Source organism: Collinsella acetigenes (genome assembly GCF_012844445.1).
Classification (GTDB): Bacteria; Actinomycetota; Coriobacteriia; order Coriobacteriales; family Coriobacteriaceae; genus Collinsella; species Collinsella acetigenes.
Genome location: NZ_JABBCP010000001.1, coordinates 246,591 through 265,424 on the forward strand (window position 1 = coordinate 246,591; position 18,834 = coordinate 265,424).

14 protein-coding genes are annotated in these 18,834 nt (G+C 58.7%); 13 read left to right on the forward strand and 1 reads right to left on the reverse strand.

Annotation, left to right across the window (positions count from 1 at the left end; all coding sequences use genetic code 11):
- The first annotated feature begins 13 nt into the window (after positions 1-13).
- The 12 genes from HF320_RS01100 (at position 14) to HF320_RS01155 (ending at position 17,027) form a co-directional block, all read left to right on the forward strand.
- Entirely contained in the window at positions 14-613 is a 600-nt protein-coding gene (locus HF320_RS01100; protein ID WP_169276697.1) for a Sec-independent protein translocase subunit TatA/TatB, read from the forward strand.
- Positions 613-1,398, forward strand: coding sequence for a twin-arginine translocase subunit TatC (gene tatC, locus HF320_RS01105; protein ID WP_211158903.1), 786 nt, complete (start codon positions 613-615; stop codon positions 1,396-1,398). Before HF320_RS01100 ends, tatC begins: the two co-directional genes overlap by 1 nt.
- 190 nt (positions 1,399-1,588) lie before the next feature.
- Positions 1,589-4,168 carry a DNA topoisomerase I gene (locus HF320_RS01110; RefSeq protein WP_169276698.1) on the forward strand — a complete coding sequence of 860 codons (2,580 nt, stop codon included), beginning with the start codon at positions 1,589-1,591 and terminating at the stop codon, positions 4,166-4,168.
- Positions 4,169-4,668: 500 nt separating this feature from the next.
- Complete coding sequence (locus tag HF320_RS01115) at positions 4,669-5,157, forward strand: RrF2 family transcriptional regulator (RefSeq protein ID WP_169276699.1); 489 nt, start codon at positions 4,669-4,671, stop codon at positions 5,155-5,157.
- 43 nt (positions 5,158-5,200) lie between these two features.
- Positions 5,201-6,094 carry an HhH-GPD family protein gene (locus tag HF320_RS01120; RefSeq protein ID WP_169276700.1) on the forward strand — a complete coding sequence of 298 codons (894 nt, stop codon included), beginning with the start codon at positions 5,201-5,203 and terminating at the stop codon, positions 6,092-6,094.
- A 135-nt stretch (positions 6,095-6,229) separates the two neighbouring features.
- On the forward strand, positions 6,230-6,778 hold the full coding sequence (locus tag HF320_RS01125; RefSeq protein ID WP_169276701.1) for a hypothetical protein: 549 nt from the start codon (positions 6,230-6,232) through the stop codon (positions 6,776-6,778).
- A 56-nt stretch (positions 6,779-6,834) separates the two neighbouring features.
- The gene (locus HF320_RS01130; protein ID WP_248276544.1) at positions 6,835-8,247 is read left to right on the forward strand and encodes a DNA recombination protein RmuC; all 1,413 of its coding nucleotides are present in this window, start codon (positions 6,835-6,837) and stop codon (positions 8,245-8,247) included.
- On the forward strand, positions 8,247-8,903 hold the full coding sequence (gene nth, locus HF320_RS01135) for an endonuclease III (protein WP_169276702.1): 657 nt from the start codon (positions 8,247-8,249) through the stop codon (positions 8,901-8,903). Before HF320_RS01130 ends, nth begins: the two co-directional genes overlap by 1 nt.
- Before the next feature lie 81 nt (positions 8,904-8,984).
- Complete coding sequence (gene mfd, locus HF320_RS01140) at positions 8,985-12,629, forward strand: transcription-repair coupling factor (RefSeq protein ID WP_169276703.1); 3,645 nt, start codon at positions 8,985-8,987, stop codon at positions 12,627-12,629.
- A gap of 131 nt (positions 12,630-12,760) precedes the next feature.
- Positions 12,761-13,786, forward strand: coding sequence for a threonine aldolase family protein (locus HF320_RS01145; RefSeq protein ID WP_169276704.1), 1,026 nt, complete (start codon positions 12,761-12,763; stop codon positions 13,784-13,786).
- A 39-nt stretch (positions 13,787-13,825) separates the two neighbouring features.
- Positions 13,826-15,838 (forward strand): RecQ family ATP-dependent DNA helicase, encoded by a 2,013-nt coding sequence (locus HF320_RS01150; protein ID WP_169276988.1) that lies wholly within the window; start codon positions 13,826-13,828, stop codon positions 15,836-15,838.
- A gap of 76 nt (positions 15,839-15,914) precedes the next feature.
- Positions 15,915-17,027: a Gfo/Idh/MocA family protein gene (locus tag HF320_RS01155; protein ID WP_169276705.1), complete on the forward strand. Its 1,113-nt coding sequence runs from the start codon at positions 15,915-15,917 to the stop codon at positions 17,025-17,027.
- Between the two features lie 216 nt (positions 17,028-17,243).
- On the opposite strand, the gene HF320_RS01160 is transcribed toward HF320_RS01155, so the two are convergent.
- On the reverse strand, positions 17,244-18,197 hold the full coding sequence (locus tag HF320_RS01160; protein WP_169276706.1) for an L-lactate dehydrogenase: 954 nt from the start codon (positions 18,195-18,197) through the stop codon (positions 17,244-17,246).
- Positions 18,198-18,273: 76 nt separating this feature from the next.
- Between HF320_RS01160 and HF320_RS01165 the strand changes: the two genes are divergently transcribed.
- A complete protein-coding gene (locus HF320_RS01165; RefSeq protein WP_169276707.1) occupies positions 18,274-18,807 on the forward strand; it encodes a hypothetical protein in 534 nt (177 codons plus the stop codon).
- Positions 18,808-18,834 lie beyond the last annotated feature (27 nt).

Genomic DNA, 18,834 nt, shown 5'->3' on the forward strand with positions numbered 1-18,834 from the left:
GTTGGAGGTTTCCTTGTTCGGTATTGGATCGACTGAGCTGGCGATCATTTTGGTCTTCGGCTTTCTTCTCTTTGGGCCGGATAAACTGCCCCAGATGGGTCGCACCATTGGACGTGCGCTTCGTCAGTTCCGTGAGACGCAAGAAAAGCTCACCAGCGTGGTGCAGTCCGAGGTGGTCGACCCCATGACCGCTGCGGTCAACGAACCCACGCGCCCGCGTCGCGTTGATGACGGCGATGACGACGCCGATGCTTCTGCCGAGGAGGCCGAGGCCCCCGCTCGCAAGGAGACGTTTGCCGAGCGCCGTGCTCGCCTGGCCGCCGAGAAGGCTGCTGCCGAGCAGACAGCGCAGGAAGGCGATGCCGGCGAGAAGGACGCCGCGGTTGCTGATGTTGCCGCTACTGCCTCCGAACCTGCACCTGCAGGCGATGCCACCGATACCGCGAGCGATATCGCCGCTGCGGATACCGAGGCCGAATCCGAGGACCGTGCCATGGCTGACCTTTACGCTCGCCGCCCGCGCAAGCGCAAGGTAGAGGCCGAGCAGACCGACGCCCGGGATGCTGAGGTTTCTGCTCAGCCCGGCGATGCTGTGGAAGGAGGCGACCGATAATGCCCATCGGACCTGCGCGCATGCCGCTTCTCGATCACCTGGGAGAGCTTCGTCGCCGTCTTACCATTGTGATCGTCACCATTGTGGTTGCTACCGTCGTCATGTACTTTGCCACGCCCGTGCTGGTGGACATCCTGAAGGAGCCCATTGTCCCGTATGTCCCGGATGGCAAGTTCTACATCACCACCTCGCTCGGCGGCTTTGCCCTGAGATTCTCTATCGCCATCAAGATCGCTGTGGTCATGTGTACGCCGATGATCATCTGGCAGATTTTGGGCTTTTTCCTGCCGGCGCTCAAACCCAATGAGCGTCGTTGGGTTGTCCCCACTGTTCTTGCCGCCACGGCGTTGTTCTTCATCGGCGCGGTCTTTTGCTACTTCATCATTGTCCCGGCGGGCTTTGAGTGGCTGCTGAGAGAGGCCGATGCCATTGCCTCGGTCTTTGCGAATCTTGAGGACTATATCAACATCGAGATTTTGCTGATGATCGGTTTTGGCGTGGCATTCGAGTTGCCGCTGATCGTTTTCTACCTGGCTGTCTTCCACATCGTGCCATATTCCAAGTTCCGTTCGGCATGGCGCTATATTTACGTTGCAATGCTGGTGGTTTCGGCCTCGATCACGCCCGATGCAAGCCCTGTCACCTTGATATTCATGTATGCTGCCATGCTCTCGCTCTATGAGATTTCGCTTGCGGTGACGCGCATGGTCATCATTGCGCGCGACGGCAAGAAGGGCCTTACGGAGGGTCGCCTGGACTTCTTCTCCGATGAGGATGACGAGTAGCGCTCGCACTCCAACCGCTTAATAGCTCTGCGAATATCGGCACGGGTTTCCCGATGTGCGATGCCATTTGTGGCGTCCATTTGAAGGGAACCCGTGCTTTTGTGTGTCATGAGCACGGGTACCTGCGCAGATATTCTTTAAACCTGTATACTGTACCGCTTGAAAGCCTACCGATTTCAGGAGCATGCTTGTGAAGCTCGTAATCGCCGAGAAGAATATCGCCGCACAGAAGATCGCTCAGCTGCTGAGTGATGCCGGCAAGCCTAAAAACGACAAGGTGTACAACACCGCGGTCTATCGTTTTACGGTGGATGGCGAAGAGTGGGTCTCCATGGGCCTGGCGGGCCATATTTTGGCTCCCGATTTTCCCGATGAGATTCTGTTCGATGAGAAACAAGGCTGGTACTCGCTGACCGAAGACGGCGAGGTTCTGCCTGCCGATGTGCCCGATGGCCTGGCGCGCCCGCCTTACGAGAGCAAGCGTCGTCCTTTTTTGCCCAACGGAATCAACATCAAGGGTTGGAAGGTAGAGAGCCTCCCGTACCTTACATGGTCTCCCATTATCAAGAATCCCGCAGAGCGCGAGATCATCCGCGTGCTCAAGAATCTTGCCAAGAAGTCCGATTCCGTGATTATCGCTACCGACTTTGACCGTGAGGGCGAGCTTATCGGTGCCGATGCTCTTAGCATGGTGCGCGAGGTGGCCCCCGATGTGCCCGCTTCGCGTGCGCGTTACTCTGCACTCATTAAGGCTGAGGTCACGGCTGCGTTCGATAACCTTGTTGAGCTTGACGAGAATTTGGCCGATGCCGGCGAGAGCCGACAGTATATCGACCTGATCTGGGGCGCGGTGCTTACGCGCTACCTGACTCTTGCCAAGTTTGGCGGTTTTGGCAATGTTCGTTCTGCCGGCCGTGTGCAGACGCCTACCTTGGCGTTGGTTGTCGAGCGCGAGCGCGAGCGCAGGGCATTTGTGCCCGAGGATTATTGGCAGATCCGCGGCATGGGCGCTACGGCCGACTCTGAGTTTAAGATTTCGCATAAGACACCGCGCTTTACCGATAAGGCTGCGGCAGAAGATGCCTTTTCCCATGTTGAGCATGCGACGACGGGCACGATCGTCGAGGTGTCCAAGCGCTCGCGCAAGCAGCAGCCCCCCGTGCCGTTTAACACCACGTCCCTCCAGGCCGCCGCTGCTGCAGAGGGCATTTCGCCTGCGCGCACCATGCGTATTGCCGAGTCCCTCTATATGAGTGGTTTTATTTCGTATCCCCGTGTCGACAACACGGTTTACCCGCGTTCGCTCGATCTTGAGGGTATCGTCAAAGGGCTGTCGTCGGGTTCGCCGGCGCTTGCTCCCGTATGCAAAAAGGTCCTCGCCGGCCCCATGAAGCCCACGCGTGGCAAGACCGAGACCACCGACCATCCGCCCATTCATCCTACCGGTCAGGGCGACCCCGAGACCCTCGATGGCGGCCAGAAGAAGCTCTATAACCTTATTGCACGCCGTTTCCTGGCTACGCTTATGGGCCCTGCAACCATCGAGAACACCAAGCTTTCTATCGACGTTGCGGGCGAGCCGTTCACGGCGACCGGTGACGTACTGGTAGATCCGGGTTTTCGCGAGGCGTATCCGTATGGCCTCAAGCGCGATGAGCAACTTCCGGCGCTGGCACAAGGCGACGTTATCGATGTACACGACATCAAGCTTGAGGCGAAGCAGACCGAGCCGCCTGCGCGCTATAGCCAAGGCAAGCTCGTGCAAGAGATGGAAAAGCGCGGCCTGGGCACCAAGTCTACGCGCGCGAGTATCATCGAGCGTCTCTATACCGTTCGCTATCTTAAAAACGACCCCATCGAGCCAAGCCAGCTGGGCATGGCTATCATCGACGCCCTGCACGAGTTTGCTCCGCGTATTACCACGCCCGAGATGACTGCCGAGCTGGATGCGGATATGACGCGCGTGGCAGAGGGCAAGGACACGCAGGAGCACGTGGTTGACCATTCGCGCGCTCTGCTCGCAGGCATGCTCGATGCGTTGATTGAGCATAAAGATGACTTGGGGGAGGCTATCTCCGATGCTGTGACTGCCGACGCGAAGGTGGGCGAGTGTCCCAAGTGCGGCAAAGACCTGGTCATGAAGACGAGCGCCAAGACGCGTGGCAGCTTTATTGGCTGCATGGGCTGGCCGGATTGCGATGTGACCTATCCTGTCCCTTCAGGCGTCAAGGTGAGCCCGCTGGAGGGCGAGGCCGGCGTGTGCCCCGAGTGCGGAGCACCGCGCATCAAGTGTCAGCCGTTCCGCAGCAAGGCATATGAGCAGTGCGTGAACCCCAAATGCCCCACCAATTTCGAGCCCGACCTCAAGGTGGGCGAGTGCAAGGTGTGTGCCGAGGCGGGACGTCATGGCGATTTAATCGCCCATAAGTCCGAGAAAAGCGGCAAGCGCTTTATTCGTTGCACGAATTACGAAGAATGCCAGGTGAGCTATCCGTTGCCGGCGCGCGGTAAGCTGCAGGCAACGGGCGAGACCTGCCCGGAGTGCGGTGCCCCCATTGTGGTGGTCGAGACAGCGCGTGGTCCATGGCGCATCTGCGTGAATATGGAATGCCCCAGCAAGGAAAAGAAAACAACGTCTCGCGGACGCGGTGCTGCCGGGTCGAAGACCTCTGCAGCCAAGAAGACGACGGCCAAGAAGACGACGGCTAAGAAAACGGCTGCAAAGAAGACGACGACAAAGAAGACGACTGCAAAGAAGTCGGCCGAGTAATATCCCAACATGCCAAGGATGCCATTTGCGGGTTGCTCGGTGTGGGCACTTCCAAACGTGCAGGGCTGCGTTCCAAGCGCGGCCCTTTCTCTTTTTGAGTCAGTTTAATAGCCCCCACACCGTGTTATCACGTAACAATTCGTTCTTTTGAAATAGGCTGTTTGCGTCGATTATGGGAGATTTGTTTCACAACTCCTTCACTAGTCGCAAGTAGTATTGACGATCTCGAACACCCTATCAAAATGGGGTAAATAGTAAAAAATTGATGCTTTGAACTTGGATTCATTTTAAAATAAAGCATCATATAACTATTTAATGAACCCAACGCATACGTTGCTGTTTATTCCATTTTTGACCGTTTGCAAACTTGTCTAGTTTTTAAGATATAAATAATTTTGATAGAGAGGTATAGTAATTTACAAGATACGCACGTCATGCGGTTATTTCGGCCTTTTGGTGAGGCTATCCTTTGACGGAATCGAAATATTAAGGGGTGGGGGATGGATATCTCTCGAAAGACCGACTACGCTCTTCGCATGCTCGCGATGCTTGCGGATGGCGAAAATAATCTCTTGTCGGTTAGGGCTGCTGCAGAGCAGGTAGACGTGCCCTATTCGTTTGCTCGATCCATTCAGCATGGCCTGGTGCAGGCGGGCATCGTGGAAAGCCTGCGTGGCGTGCACGGTGGCATGCGTCTCAAGGCGGATCCCAATGATGTCACAATCAGGCAGATCGTCGAGGCTGTTCAGGGCCCCATGGTTATGAATGATTGCACTGCCAACGGCGCCGAATGCTCGCGCATGAATTCTTGCTGCTATCATTCCGTTTGGATGGGCGCTCAGGCTCTTATGGTCGATTACCTTGACTCTGTGACGCTTGCCGACGTGGTTCAGGGCACGCTTGCTCCGGTAGTGGATGCCAAGTTTGCCAACCGCGAATCGTTTGCCGAGTACGTTTCGTGCGCCGAAAAGTGCCGTCGCCTCGCATAGGCGACGCTTGCTTCTTTTCCGCGCGGATTAGGAGCAGATACAGATGAATGCAGACCCCTTTCGTAAGCTTGTGCGATCGGAAGGGGTCCGTTTGTATCGCGACCTTCCGTGGCGCCGCACGCGCGATCCATACGGCATCTGGCTTTCTGAGGTGATGCTGCAGCAAACGCAGGTGGTGCGCGTTTGCGATCGATGGCCAGTGTGGCTCGATCGCTTTCCCACTGTTGGGGCCTTGGCTCAAGCGCCCGTTGCTGATGTTTTGGCTGCTTGGCAGGGTATGGGATACAACCGTCGCGCGCTTGCGCTGCATAGGGCGGCGATGTATATCATGGAGCGATTCGATGGCGAGTTTCCGCGTGACGCTTCTGCTTTGTGTGAACTTCCGGGGGTGGGCCCGGCGACGGCGCAAGGTATCCGCTCCTTTGCGTTTGATTTGCCCGGTGTGTATCTCGAGACCAATGTGCGCACGGTGATCCTGCATCACTTTTTTCCAGATGTTCCGGCGGTGCCCGACAAGGAGCTTGTGGGTATTGTAGAGGCTACGTGTCCTGGCCCGCAGGTGCCCGAGGGGCGCTTTGCCCTGCCCGAAGACGAGCGAGATACGCCGCGCACCTGGTACTATGCGATGCTCGATTACGGCGCATATCTTAAAAAGACGATTCCCAACCCTTCGCGTCGTTCTGCTTCGTATTCAAAGCAGTCTGCTTTTGAGGGTTCGCGCCGCCAGAAGCGCGCGGCTCTTGTCCGCTGTTTGCTTGAGGCCGGCGAGGACGGTTTGAATGCGGGCGAGGCGCGAGCTGCTCTGGACAAGATGGAAGCCTGCGCGGGACGTCCTGCGGTTGCGCCCGATGTGGCCCAGTCGATTTTGGAAGACCTTGCGCGCGAGGGCTTTTGCCAGAAGCGCTCGGATGTTGACCGATATTTTGTGGCGCACTAGATGTGCTCGGCGGATTTGCCAGGCGATACTTGCTAAGCGTGCCGCCCGCCTAAATACTGCTTGACCGCGCATGGCATCGCTCGCATGATGGTGCTGACAATCCTTCGTACATGCCCTTCCGTAAGGGAGGCCAATATGAGCTTGTTTATCGAGACTCCTCAGCAGGAGCAGCTTCGGTTGCTGCGCGAACAGCGGGAACAGCTGAAGCACCTGCGTGGCATGTCGGAGGGCGCGGGCGTTGTCGGTAGCGCCGAAGATACGTCGCAGATGGATCGATCGCTACTTGACCAAAGATTATTCGCTTCCGCTCCGGTACCGAACTCGGCGAAGCCGGCAGGTTCCCCTTCGGCAAAAGGGTCGCTGAGGGATTCAATTCGAGGGCTTGGACGCAAGCGGTGCAAGGGAGTATCCGAGGAGCCGTATTCGATCGCTCAGGAATCGTATGCCGAGCAGCTGGAGTTTGATCGTCGGCGCACGCGACGTCGTCGAGGGGCTGCGGTGGCGCGTTCTCTTCTTGTTGTGGTCCTGGTGCCCATTTTGCTTTTTGCTGCTTTTGTGGGGTCGTATGCATTGACGTGCATTCTCAATGGTGCGTCTCCCCAAGAGCTCACTTTGCTTATGGGCGAGCTTCTTGCCAAGATGCAAGCGTACGGCGGTTTGGTCATCGCGATGTTTTCCAGTTGATGCCTGGCGATACCCTATAATGAACCCGGTAAAAAATCGCAGGTAAGGCGGTTGGATTGAATATCTTATTGGTTTGCTGCACGGTTGCGGCGTGCGTTGCGGCTGTCGCCTCTGTGCTGACAGCGGTAGCTATGAGGCGCAATAGCCGCGATGCTGGTCTTGCGGAGCATGTGGACGAGGGGCTCGATATCTTGGTGCGGCTCGAGGATGCCCTGCGCGATACTCGTCTCGAGTTACGTACGCAGACCCAGGCGCAGGCGGCATTCTCGGCTGCGGAACAGCAGCGCTTCGAATCGCTTGTGCGCGCATTGCAGCAGGCTTCGACACAGACGGACGCCTTGCGCCGTGAAGTGTCACAGCAGATGGGCCAGACGCGTGAGGCAACCGAAGCGCGCCTCGAGGCGGTGCGGGCATCGGTCGAGCAGCAGCTGGCAGCCATTCGCCAGGATAACGAGCGGCAGCTGGAGCAGATGCGTCAGACGGTGGACGAAAAGCTCTCGCGCACACTCAACGACCGCCTTGCGGCTTCGTTTAAGCAGGTGAGTGAGCAGCTCGAGGCCGTCTATAAAGGTCTGGGCGATATGCAGAGCATTGCTGCGGGCGTGGGCGACCTTAAGCGCGTACTCGGCAATGTCAAGACGCGCGGAATTTTGGGTGAGGTTCAGCTGGGGGCGATTCTCTCCCAGATTTTGGCACCCGAGCAGTACGTTGAGAACGTTGCCACCAAACCCGGTTCAACCGAGCGCGTCGAGTTTGCCGTCAAGTTGCCCGTGGAGGCGGGCGACCCCATCTTGCTGCCTATCGATTCGAAGTTTCCAGGCGATGCTTACGAGCATCTGCGCGAGGTCATGGATGCAGGCGACGCCGATGCTGTGACGACGGCGCGTCGCATCTTGGATGCCCGCATTAAGTCAGAGGCCAAAGACATCTGCGAAAAATACCTTTCGGTGCCCGAGACCACGAATTTTGGCATCATGTTCTTGCCGTTTGAGGGCCTCTATGCCGAGGTCGTCAACAGACCGGGCCTTATCGAGTTGCTCTCGCGCGACTACCATGTGAACGTAGCCGGGCCCAGCACCATGGCTGCGCTGCTCAACAGCTTGCAGATGAGCTACCAGACTTTTCGTCTGCAAAAGCAGACCGACGATGTGCTGCGGGTTCTTTCTGCGGTCAAGGCGGAGTTGCCGCGCTATCAGGATGCGCTGCGCTTGGCGCGTCGCCAGATAGATACAGCGGGCCGCACGGTCGATTCGATCATCACTACGCGCACCAATGTGATTGAGCGCAAGCTCGGCTCCATCGGTACGATGGAAGATGTGGAGGAGGCTGAGCGCCTGTTGGGGGTGACCTCGGTGCTGCCTGAAGTGTCGGGGAACGATTCGGTCGAGGGCACGACGGTTGGTGCCGCTGCTACCGCGCATCTCGATGCCGTCTCTTCTGGTTCCGATGTGCGAGGAGGTGTCGACTGATGCCGCGCGAAACCAATGCTTCGCGTCGCGAACGCGCCATCGAGGTGTGTGAACGCCTGAACCGAAGGTACGGTCCGGTTGAGTGCTTCTTGGATCATCAAAATCCGTTTCGTCTGGTTATCTCGGTGTTGCTTTCTGCACAGACAACAGATGCCCAGGTGAATAAGGTAACTCCAGAGCTTTTTCGTCGCTGGCCCACACCCTATGAGATGGCAGGTGCCAGCGTTGCCGACGTGATGGATGTAATCAAGTCGCTGGGCTTTTACAAGACCAAGGCCAAGCACTGCGTGGAAGCCGCAAAGATGATCGTGGCCGATTTTGACGGTGAGGTGCCGTCGACCATGCGCGAGCTGCAAAAGCTGCCCGGTGTGGGGCGCAAGACGGCAAATATCGTCCTCAATGTGGGCTTTGGCATTGTGGAAGGCATTGCGGTGGACACGCACGTGAATCGCATCGCGCATCGGCTGGCGCTCTCACCCAAGACACACGAGAAGGAGCCTCTCAAAACCGAGCAAGATTTGCTCAAGATTTTGCCGCATGAGTATTGGGAATCGGTCAATCACCAGTGGATATCGTTTGGCCGCGAGATTTGCTCTGCCCGTTCTCCCAAATGCGCGGAGTGCCCGCTGGCAGATCTTTGCCCCTCCTGTAACTGATTTGGGCGGGTAGGCTTATTTGTGACGTCTCGTGCGCAATGGCCAGACCCGTTGTTTTGTTTTGAACGTAAGGAATGATCGATGCTCATTCATCGCATAGCTGCACAACTTCATACTGCCGAAGGCTTGCAGGTCATCGAGCAGGCGTTGGCGGACGGTCAGGATGCGACGCTTGCCGTGTCGCTCTCGGCGCGCACCCTTGTGCTTGCCGCGCAGTTTGCTCGGCATCCGCGCCCCTGCGTATATGTGGTTTCCGGCGAGGGGGCGGCCGACCGCGCAGCACGAGCGCTCATGGCCTATCTGGGCCGCGAGCATGTGGCTCGTTTCCCCGAGCGCACTGATTACCCCTGGAAAGACCAAAAGCCAGACGACGTTGTGGTGGCCACGCGTTGTGCTGCGCTTGGGCGTATCGCTCGTGGCGAGGCATGCGTGCTTGTGACTTCGGCTCGTGCCCTGCTGCGCTGCGTGCCCCCGCGCGAGAGCGGCTATTGGGAGTCCGCGACCTTTACCGTGGGCGACGAGATTCCTTTTGAGGAGGTGCCCGCACGTCTTGTGTCCATGGGCTACACGTCTGCCGATGCGGCGCCCGAACCTGGCTATTTCCACGTGCACGGCGATACCGTGGACGTCTATCCCGCGCAGGCCTCGTCGCCCGTGCGCATGGAGTTCTTTGGCGACGAGCTCGACCGTATTCGCCATATGGTTGCGTCGACTGGCCAGACGATCGGCGATGCCGATGCGGTCGAGATTTATCCCTGTCGCGAGCTTGCGCTTACCGACGATGCCGTTCATCGCATCACCTCGGCGCTGTACGCGCCAGCGAAAAGCGACACCGAGCTCGCTGCGCTGCTGGAGATGGTTCAGGCGCGTATCGTCACGCCCGAGCTCGAGCGCTTCTTGCCCTTGCTCTACGAGTCGACGGTGAGCCCGCTTGCCCATGTGAGTGACGACACCCTGGTGGTTCTTTCCGAGCCCCGCTCGCTTTTTGACGATTGCATCCGAGCCTATGAGGACTTGGAGCGTCGTGCGGGCGAGGCGGGTGTATCAAAGCTCGACGGGCTCTACGTGCGCGCCCAGCAGCTCGACTTTGGTCATCAGCAGCGTTTGAACTATGTTTCGCTTATCCGCGCCGGCGGCGCGGTGACGGCCGAGCTCAAGATCGAGCAGCCCGCTATCGCTGGTTCGGATATGCGTTTCCTGTCGCGCGTTCAGGAGGTGGTAAACAATCGCTGCGCGGTTGTCTTTGCCATTCCCGATCGCGGTGCGCGTGAATCCATGGAGCTCAGCTTTACCGACGAATCTATTCCGTTTGAGGAGTCGCTTACGGCTGCTCCCGAAAACGCTGGCGTTGTGGCAGGAAAGGCGAGCGTGCATGTGCTTGCAGCCGATTCCTCCGAACGCGTTGCCGCCGGCGAGCGCCGGGGCGCGGGCGTGCACGAGCCTGCCGTCTCTCGCCACACTGCTGATTCACTGAACGCCCGCGGTCTTGAAGAAGGCGCCTCCTACACGGTTCCCACGCTCACGCGCGGCCGCGTGACCTTTGTGGATGCGCCCATTCAACAGGGTTGCGTGGTTTCCGATGCGCATCTGGCTGTCTTTTCCATCGCCGATCTGAATGCTCGCATGGATGCCAAGCGCGGACGCACGCGTCGTCGCGTGGACATCACCGAGGTCACGTTCCCCTTCAAGCCAGGCGATTACGTGGTTCACGCGACGCACGGCATCGCGCTGTTCGCACAGATCGTTCGCCAGGAGGTGGGAGGCCGCGAGCGCGATTATTTCCTGCTTGAATACGCTGATGGCGACAAACTCTACGTGCCGCTTGAGCAAGTGGACCGCATCACGCGCTATGTTGGCCCCGACGGCGACAAGCCGCGCCTTACGCGCTTGAATACTGCCGATTGGAGCCGTGCTACGGGCAAGGCGCGTAAAAGCGCCAAGAAGCTTGCATTCGATTTGGTGGATCTTTATACGCGCCGCTCTTCCATCGCCGGTGTTGCGTGCCCGCCCGATACGCCCGAGCAGATCGAGATGGAGGAGAGCTTCCCGTACGAGGAGACGCATGATCAGCTCGACGCCATCGCCGATATCAAGGCAGACATGGAGGCGGCAAAGCCCATGGATCGCCTGCTCTGTGGCGACGTGGGCTTTGGCAAGACCGAAGTTGCCCTGCGCTCTGCCTTTAAGTGCGTGGACTCCGGACGTCAGGTGATGGTGCTGTGCCCCACGACCATTTTGGCGCAGCAGCATTTCCAGACGTTCTTTGAGCGCTTTGCCCCCTTTGGCGTGGAAGTGGACGTGCTTTCGCGCTTTAGGACTCCGGGGCAGCAAAAACGCGCACTGGCGGCCTTTGCCGAGGGCAAGGTGGACGTGCTCATCGGAACGCATCGCCTGCTTTCTGCCGATGTGAACCCCCACAATTTGGGATTGGTGATCATCGACGAGGAGCAGCGTTTTGGCGTGCAGCATAAGGAGCAGCTCAAGAACCTGCGCGAGCAGATCGACGTCCTTACGCTTTCGGCGACGCCTATTCCGCGTACCATGCAGATGGCCATCTCGGGTGTGCGCGACATGAGCCTTATCACCACGCCGCCTACGGGACGACGCTCCGTGATCGTGCACGTGGGCGAGTACGACCCCGACGTAGTGAGTGCCGCCATTCGCCTGGAGGTGGGTCGCGGCGGCCAGGTGTACTACGTGTCCAATCGCGTGAAGACTATCGACGACGCGGTCGAGCGCGTGCACGAGGCTGCGCCTGAGGCGCGCGTGGGCGTGGCGCACGGCAAGATGAGCCCGCGCGAGGTGGAAGACGTGATGGTTGAGTTTGCCGAGAAGAGGATCGACGTGCTCATCGCCACGACCATCGTGGAATCGGGTATCGACAACGCACATGCCAACACGTTGATCATCGAGGATTCACAGCGCTTGGGCCTGGCCCAGCTTTATCAGCTCAAGGGCCGTGTGGGCCGTTCTGCCACGCAGGCGTACGCGTACTTTATGTTCCCGGGCGAGATGCCGCTTACCGAAGAGGCGACGGCGCGCTTGACGGCGCTCTCGGAGTTCCAAGACCTGGGCAGCGGCATGCGTATTGCCATGCGCGACCTGGAGATTCGCGGTGCTGGTTCACTTGTGGGAGCCGAGCAGCACGGCAACTTGTCGAGTGTGGGCTTTGACCTGTTCACGCAGATGCTGGGCCAAGCTGTTGCCGAGGCGCGCGGGGACGATTCCGAGACCGTTGAGGCCGCGGGCGTTGCCATCAACATCCCGGCGGACTTCTTCTTGGACGAAGAGTACCTGCCGCGTGTGGATGAGCGCGTGCTCGTATATCGTAAGCTTGCTGCGGCGGATGATCTGGAGAGCGTGGACCGGCTGCAGGAGGAGACCGAGGCTGCTCACGGCGAGCTACCGCAGGCGGGGCTCAACCTGTTTGACCGTGCTCGCATTCGCATTCGCGCAGAGCGCTTGGGGTTGGAAAGCGTGACGCTCAGCGGTGGACGCTTGACGTTTTTGGGTGTGGACGTACCCAAGAACGTGGCGTTCGATCTTAAAGATCGCCTGGGGGCGGTGGTGTTCCCGCGTTCCCGCAAGCTGTCGATTCCCTATCGTGCGGGGGCGGGTGCCGGCTCGGGCGTGGGGCGCGGTCTCAATGCCGATGACGAGCAAGGGCCTGTTGCTGCGGCGCTTGCCGTTTTGTGCCAGCTGGGAGCGAGCGGCGACGACGATTAGCGTAAGCTATGGCGCCGGGATGTGGCGATGCATCGAGCTGTTTGCCATGCCCCGGTGTTCGTTTATGTTTGAATAACCGCTGCGGTAATGCGTCTGACGATCTGCCGCAGACCGAGAAGAAGGAGCATCTTTTGGTTACGTTTGAGAACGATTATTCCTTTGGCGCTTGCCCGGAGGTTTTGGCAGCTTTGGTCGATACCAACATGGAGGCAATGATCGGTTACGGTGAAGACCCCCATTGCGCTCGCGCCAAGGAGCTGATCCGTCAGGCCTGTGCGGCACCGGATGCCGATGTGTTTCTCCTTACGGGCGGCACGCAGACCAACCAAGTTGTGCTCGACATGCTGCTCGCTCCTTATGAGGGCGTGGTCGCCGCGGCCACGGGGCACGTTGCCTGCCATGAGGCGGGGGCTATTGAATTTGGCGGTCATAAGGTGCTGACGGTTCCTGGGCATGAGGGCAAGATGCACGCCGATGAGTTGGAACAGCTGATCGATCTGTTCTATGCAGATGACAATCATGAGCACATGGTCTTCCCGGGAGCGGCATATATTTCCTTCCCAACGGAGCTTGGCACACTCTATTCCCGTGATGAGCTGGCGGCAATCTACGAGGTCTGCCAGAAGCACGAGATTCCGCTTTTTGTGGATGGTGCGCGCTTGGGCTATGCCCTGGCATCCCCCGAATGCGATATCACTCTGCCGCAGCTCGCCCAGCTGTGCGATGTCTTTTATATCGGCGGAACCAAGGTGGGGGCATTATGCGGCGAGGCGGTAGTGTTTCCTTCGGGCAATGCTCCCGCGCACCCGATTCCGCGCATCAAGCAGCATGGCGCGCTTTTGGCTAAGGGTCGCCTTCTGGGCGTGCAGTTCGAGGCGCTGTTTACGGATGGTACCTATGTGCGCATTGCGCGCAATGCTATCGATATGGCAGGACGTTTGCGCGCCCTGCTGCACGAGCGCGGCGCACGTTGGTTCTTGGAGTCTCCCACCAATCAGCAGTTCATCATTTTGGAAAAAGGCGAGTATGAGCGCTTGGGCAAGCAGATTTGCCTGAGCTTTTGGGATACCTATGATGAGGACCATGTGGTTGTGCGATTGGCTACCAGCTGGGCAACAACGCAGGAGGACCTCGATGTCCTGGCCGCCGCGCTGTAGGGCACCGTTTGGTATCGGAGACGAGTTTAGGTGTCACAGATGTTCTCGATAGCAAGCGGGGACTCGACATCCGCCGCCCTCGAACAAGCGCATGCTACGCTTGGGCGATATTTTGGTTATGAGTCGTTCAGGCCGGGCCAGGAGCGCGTTATCTCTTCGATCCTTGCCCGGCGCGACGTTCTAGCCGTGATGCCTACAGGTGCGGGTAAGTCCATTTGCTACCAAGTGCCTGCGCTCATGGGATCGGGTCTTACCTTGGTGGTGAGCCCGCTCATCTCGCTTATGGAAGACCAGACGCGGGCGCTGCTTGCTGCCGGTGCGCATCCGAGCTACCTCAACTCGTCACTTTCCATTCCTCAGCAAAATACTGTGCTCAAACGAGCGGCTGCTGGTGCCTATCAGCTTATGTTCGTGGCGCCCGAACGCCTGGCGGACCCGCGCTTTATTGCATTTGCCCAGGCTGCGGCGCGGCCGGGTGGTATGGGCATTCCGCTTTTGGCAGTGGACGAGGCCCATTGCATGAGCCAATGGGGCCAGGATTTTAGGCCGGCATATCTGCAAATCGCTCAGTTTATCGAGGCGTTGCCGCAGCGCCCCGTAGTCGCGGCGTTTACCGCTACGGCAACCGAGCGCGTGCGTATGGATATCCAGCAGATGCTGTGCTTGCACTTACCGCAGGTTGTGGTGACGGGTTTTGATCGGCCCAATTTATCGTTTGAGGTGCAGGAGATGCCCGAGCGCCAGAAGACGTCGTGGATTTGTCGGTATGTGACAGAACATCCCGACGAGGCGGGAATCGTCTACTGTGCCACGCGCAAGAGCGTGGACGAGCTGACGTTAACATTGCAAGATGCGGTGGAAAAACAGGGGCTCGATATGCGCGTTGCGAGCTACCACGCCGGTATGGGCATGGAGTCTCGAACGCAAAACCAGCAGGCATTTGTGCGCGACGACGTGCGTGTGATGGTTGCCACCAACGCCTTTGGCATGGGTATCGACAAGCCCAACGTGCGCTATGTCATCCACAATAACGCGCCCGAGAGCATCGAGGCTTACTATCAGGAGGCTGGGCGTGCCGGCCGCGACGGCGACCCTGCGAGCTGCTTTTTGCTTTGGAACGGCAACGATCTGCGCTTGCGTCGTTTCTTTGCCGAGCAAGAGCCCGATGACGAGCAGCTCGATGAAGAGCAGCGCCTGCGTGCGCGGCAGAATCGCTTTAGGCTTATCGCCCAGATGGAGGGCTATTGCAAGACAACCGGTTGTTTGCGCGAGTATATGCTGCGCTACTTTGGCGACGAGGATGCCGCTGCCGAGGTGCTGGCACACGCGGCCGAAACGGGGACCGGTTGCGGAAACTGTGGCAATTGCCTGACGGAGTACGAGGTCGAGGATATGACCGAGGCTGCTCGCGCTGCTATGGCGTTTGTCGCCGCACGACCCGGGCGCTTTGGGAAGTCGCTTGTGGCCGATGTGCTGCACGGTGGAAAGACGCAGCGTATCTTTGAGCTGCATCTGGACGAGGCTGCAGGCTATGGCAGCTTGGCGGCAGAGTCGACCGGACGCATTCGCAATCTGATCGACCAGCTGTGCGGGCGCGGGTATCTGGCAAGCTCGCAAGGGCAATATCCCACGCTGCTTTTGGGGCCCCGTGCGGCGGAGGCTGTGGATGCGGATGGAGGCCTCGTTGCCGATACCGGCGCGTTTACGTTTACCGTGAAAAGAGCGGCAAAGAAGAGCCGCGGCTCGCGGGCGCGTCGCGCGGTCGATTTGCTGCGCGAGGAATCGGACGCCAGGAGCGTGCCACGCGTGGGCGACGATGTGGAGCTCTTCGAGCGCCTAAGGGCACTTCGCACGGAGCTGGCGCAGGAGATGCAGGTTCCCAGCTATGTGGTGTTTCCCGATAAAACGCTGCGTGCCCTGTGTCGCCAACGCCCCCATTCATTCGATGAGCTGCTCGAGGTGTCGGGTATCGGCGAGAAAAAAGCCGAGAGTTTTGGCGAGCGCTTCATGGCAGAAATCGCCGCTTTCGAAGAGTTGCACGCACGTGAATAGTGTTTGTACTGCCACTTCGATGTCCGTACAATATGACGGATAAATCTATCCCCCCCCAGCATATTGAGGAGCTTGTATGTCTCAACAGTCTGCACCGCGTGACGCCGCCGAGGCAGCCCGCGCCGCCTTCGCTTCGGTTGAGGGCAAGCCGTTTCCCGATGATATTTTCACGGCTCCCCAGCTTACGTGGGCTGTTATCGGTTGTGGCGTGATTGCCAACCAGATGGCCTCCACGCTTGAGCTCGCTGGCCGCAAGCTCGCCGGTATCTACAATCGCACACACGAGAAGGCGGTCGCTTTTGCCGATAAGTACGGCGTGGACCGCGTGTACGATACGCTCGAGGAGCTTTGTGCCGACCCCGCTATCGACGCGGTGTATATCACCACGCCGCACAATACGCACATCCACTATCTGCGCGCCGCACTTTCTGCCGGCAAGCACGTACTGTGCGAGAAGGCGATCACCCTCAATTCGGAGGAGCTCAACGAAGCGCGCGCGATTGCCGACGAGCACGGCGTGCAGCTTATCGACGCCACGACCATTCTCCATATGCCGCTCTACCGCGAGCTTATTCGCCGTGCCGAGAGGGATGAATTCGGCAACATGAGCATTGCCCAGGTGAGCTTTGGCAGCTATAAGGATTTTGATCCGGAGAATCGTTTTTACAATCCGCGCCTGGCCGGCGGTGCCATGCTCGATATTGGCGTCTACGCTCTTACCATGGCGCGCATGTTTATGCTTTCGCAGCCCGAGGATGTCGTCTCCATCGCTAACGCCTGCAATACCGGTGTGGATGTGACGAGCGGCATTGTGATGCGCAATCCCGATATGCAGATGGCTGTGATCTCCCTCACGCTTCATTCCAAACAGCCCAAGCGTGCCGTGCTCTCGTTTGAAAACTGCTACATCGAGGTCACGGACTACCCGCGTGCCGACCGTGCCACTATCGTATGGACGGCGACGGGCGAGCGCGAGGAGGTTCATGTGGGCGAGGAGGCATACGCTCTTGCCTACGAGGTGGCTGACCTCGAGAAAGCCGTTGCCGGGGACCGCGTGGAAGACGCGATGATCGTCTTTGCGGCCGACGTCATGGATCTGATGACGCAGTTGCGTCGCACCTGGCGCATCTACTACCCGGAGGAGGCCGAGCTGGCAGCTGCTGCCGGTTGTCGTGTGGCTGGGGAGTAAGTCTCGCCTGTTGGGCGTGCCTGCGACCGCGAGCGGCCGCAGGCGCTTCTCGTGCCCAGTCGCAGGCGCTTCTTGCGCCCAGCCCCTTTTCCAAATGAAGCAGAAAATCCCATTTAGAGCTGCAGCTGCGGCTTCTAAATGGGATTTTCTGCTTCATTTAGGTTTTTGAGGAGCGCCAACGAGGCGGAACGGCGCCAACGAAGGGCCAGCGCCTGTTTACCACCAGGCAAGCTGGGCGATGTTATCACGGATGTGCTGGCAGCTCTTATGGAAGCCTTCGAGCTCGGCATCGGAGAGGTCGAGAGTGTAGACCTGCTCGATGCCCTCGGCACCGATCACGCAGGGAAGCGACGTGAAGATGCCCTCTTCGCCATATTGGCCGCACATGAGGGTAGATGCGGAAAGCACGGCGTGCTCGTTATGCAGGACGGCAGCGCAGACGCGCACAGCGGAATTGGCCACGGCATATTCGGTGCAGCCCTTGCCCTCGTAGGTTACATAGCCGCCTTTGCGCGCAAGCTCCTCGACCTCTGCCTGGTCAAAGCCATATTGCTCGGGATATTCGCACGCAAGCTCAGAAAGCGGTTTGCCGGCGATGGTCGCGGCCTTCCAGGCGGCGATCTGGCTAAAGCCGTGCTCACCGATCATATAAGCATCGATGGACTTGGGGCTGATGCCGCATTTCTTGGAAATCTCGGAATGCAAGCGCGCGGAATCCAGGCCGCAACCCGAGCCGATGATCTTTTTGGGGTCATAGTTGGTTAGGTGCCATATGGTCGTGCACACTACGTCACAGGGGTTTGCGATGGATACCCAGATGCCATCGAATCCGGCATCGACAACGCGGTTGGCGAAGGAGCGGGCAGAGTCGGTGGTGCAGAACAGCTCGCCGTCACGGTTGCCTGCAGCCATGGCCACATTGCCTGCGGCGTTAACGATGATGTCGCACGAGGCAAGCTCCTCGTATCTGTCGCCTACATTGACGATCTTTGTGTTGAAGGGAACAAAAGTGAGGGAGTCGTGCAGGTCCTGAGCTTCGGACAGGACCTTTTGCGCCTTGACGTCGCAAAGATAGAGTTCGTCAGCCAAGCCCTGCAGAAGCAAGCTGTTGGCGACGTGCGCGCCAACGTGTCCCAAACCGATGATGCCAACTTTACGTGCTGATGCCATAGTGGTAAGCCTTTCTGCGAGCGAATAGTTTGCTCATTGTAGTTCTATGGCAATGGGGGAGAGTGGTGATTGCACGATGTACGGCCCGCGTGCACATAACGTAACAATTGAGGGCTTGGCGCAGCTCATTATGGGCGGCTCCGTGCGCATAGACGTGGGCTGTGCTGCGCGCATCTTGGGCACGATGTTGGAGAGCCATATCGAGGTGGGGGATGCCTCGCACTACATTTACCATTTTGCGCGCAAGCAGGGTTGGGATATTCCGGCCTATCCGCTTGCGGGCTGTGGCGAGATCAAACGCTTCTTTGCCGAGCAAGACGTGTGTAATGTACCTTCCTGGTATGTGAAGATCGGCGTCGATCCCCAGCGTGCCAAGCGTCTGTATGGAAATACGTTGGTGGCGGTGTGCGGTCCGGATTATCGCCATGTGGCCTTTGTCTTGAATGGGTGCTATCACGCGCATGATGCGGGCTTCACCGATTTATTGCATAGCGGCTTGATTGAGAAGATGAGTGCGCGCCCCGATACGACGCAGGCGCTCGAGCGGCTCACGGACCGTATTCTTGCCTTCGAGCTCCATGGCGACACAGGCGGCCTTCCTACCTTTTAGGTGTTAGGCACACGCGGCATTCTCGAG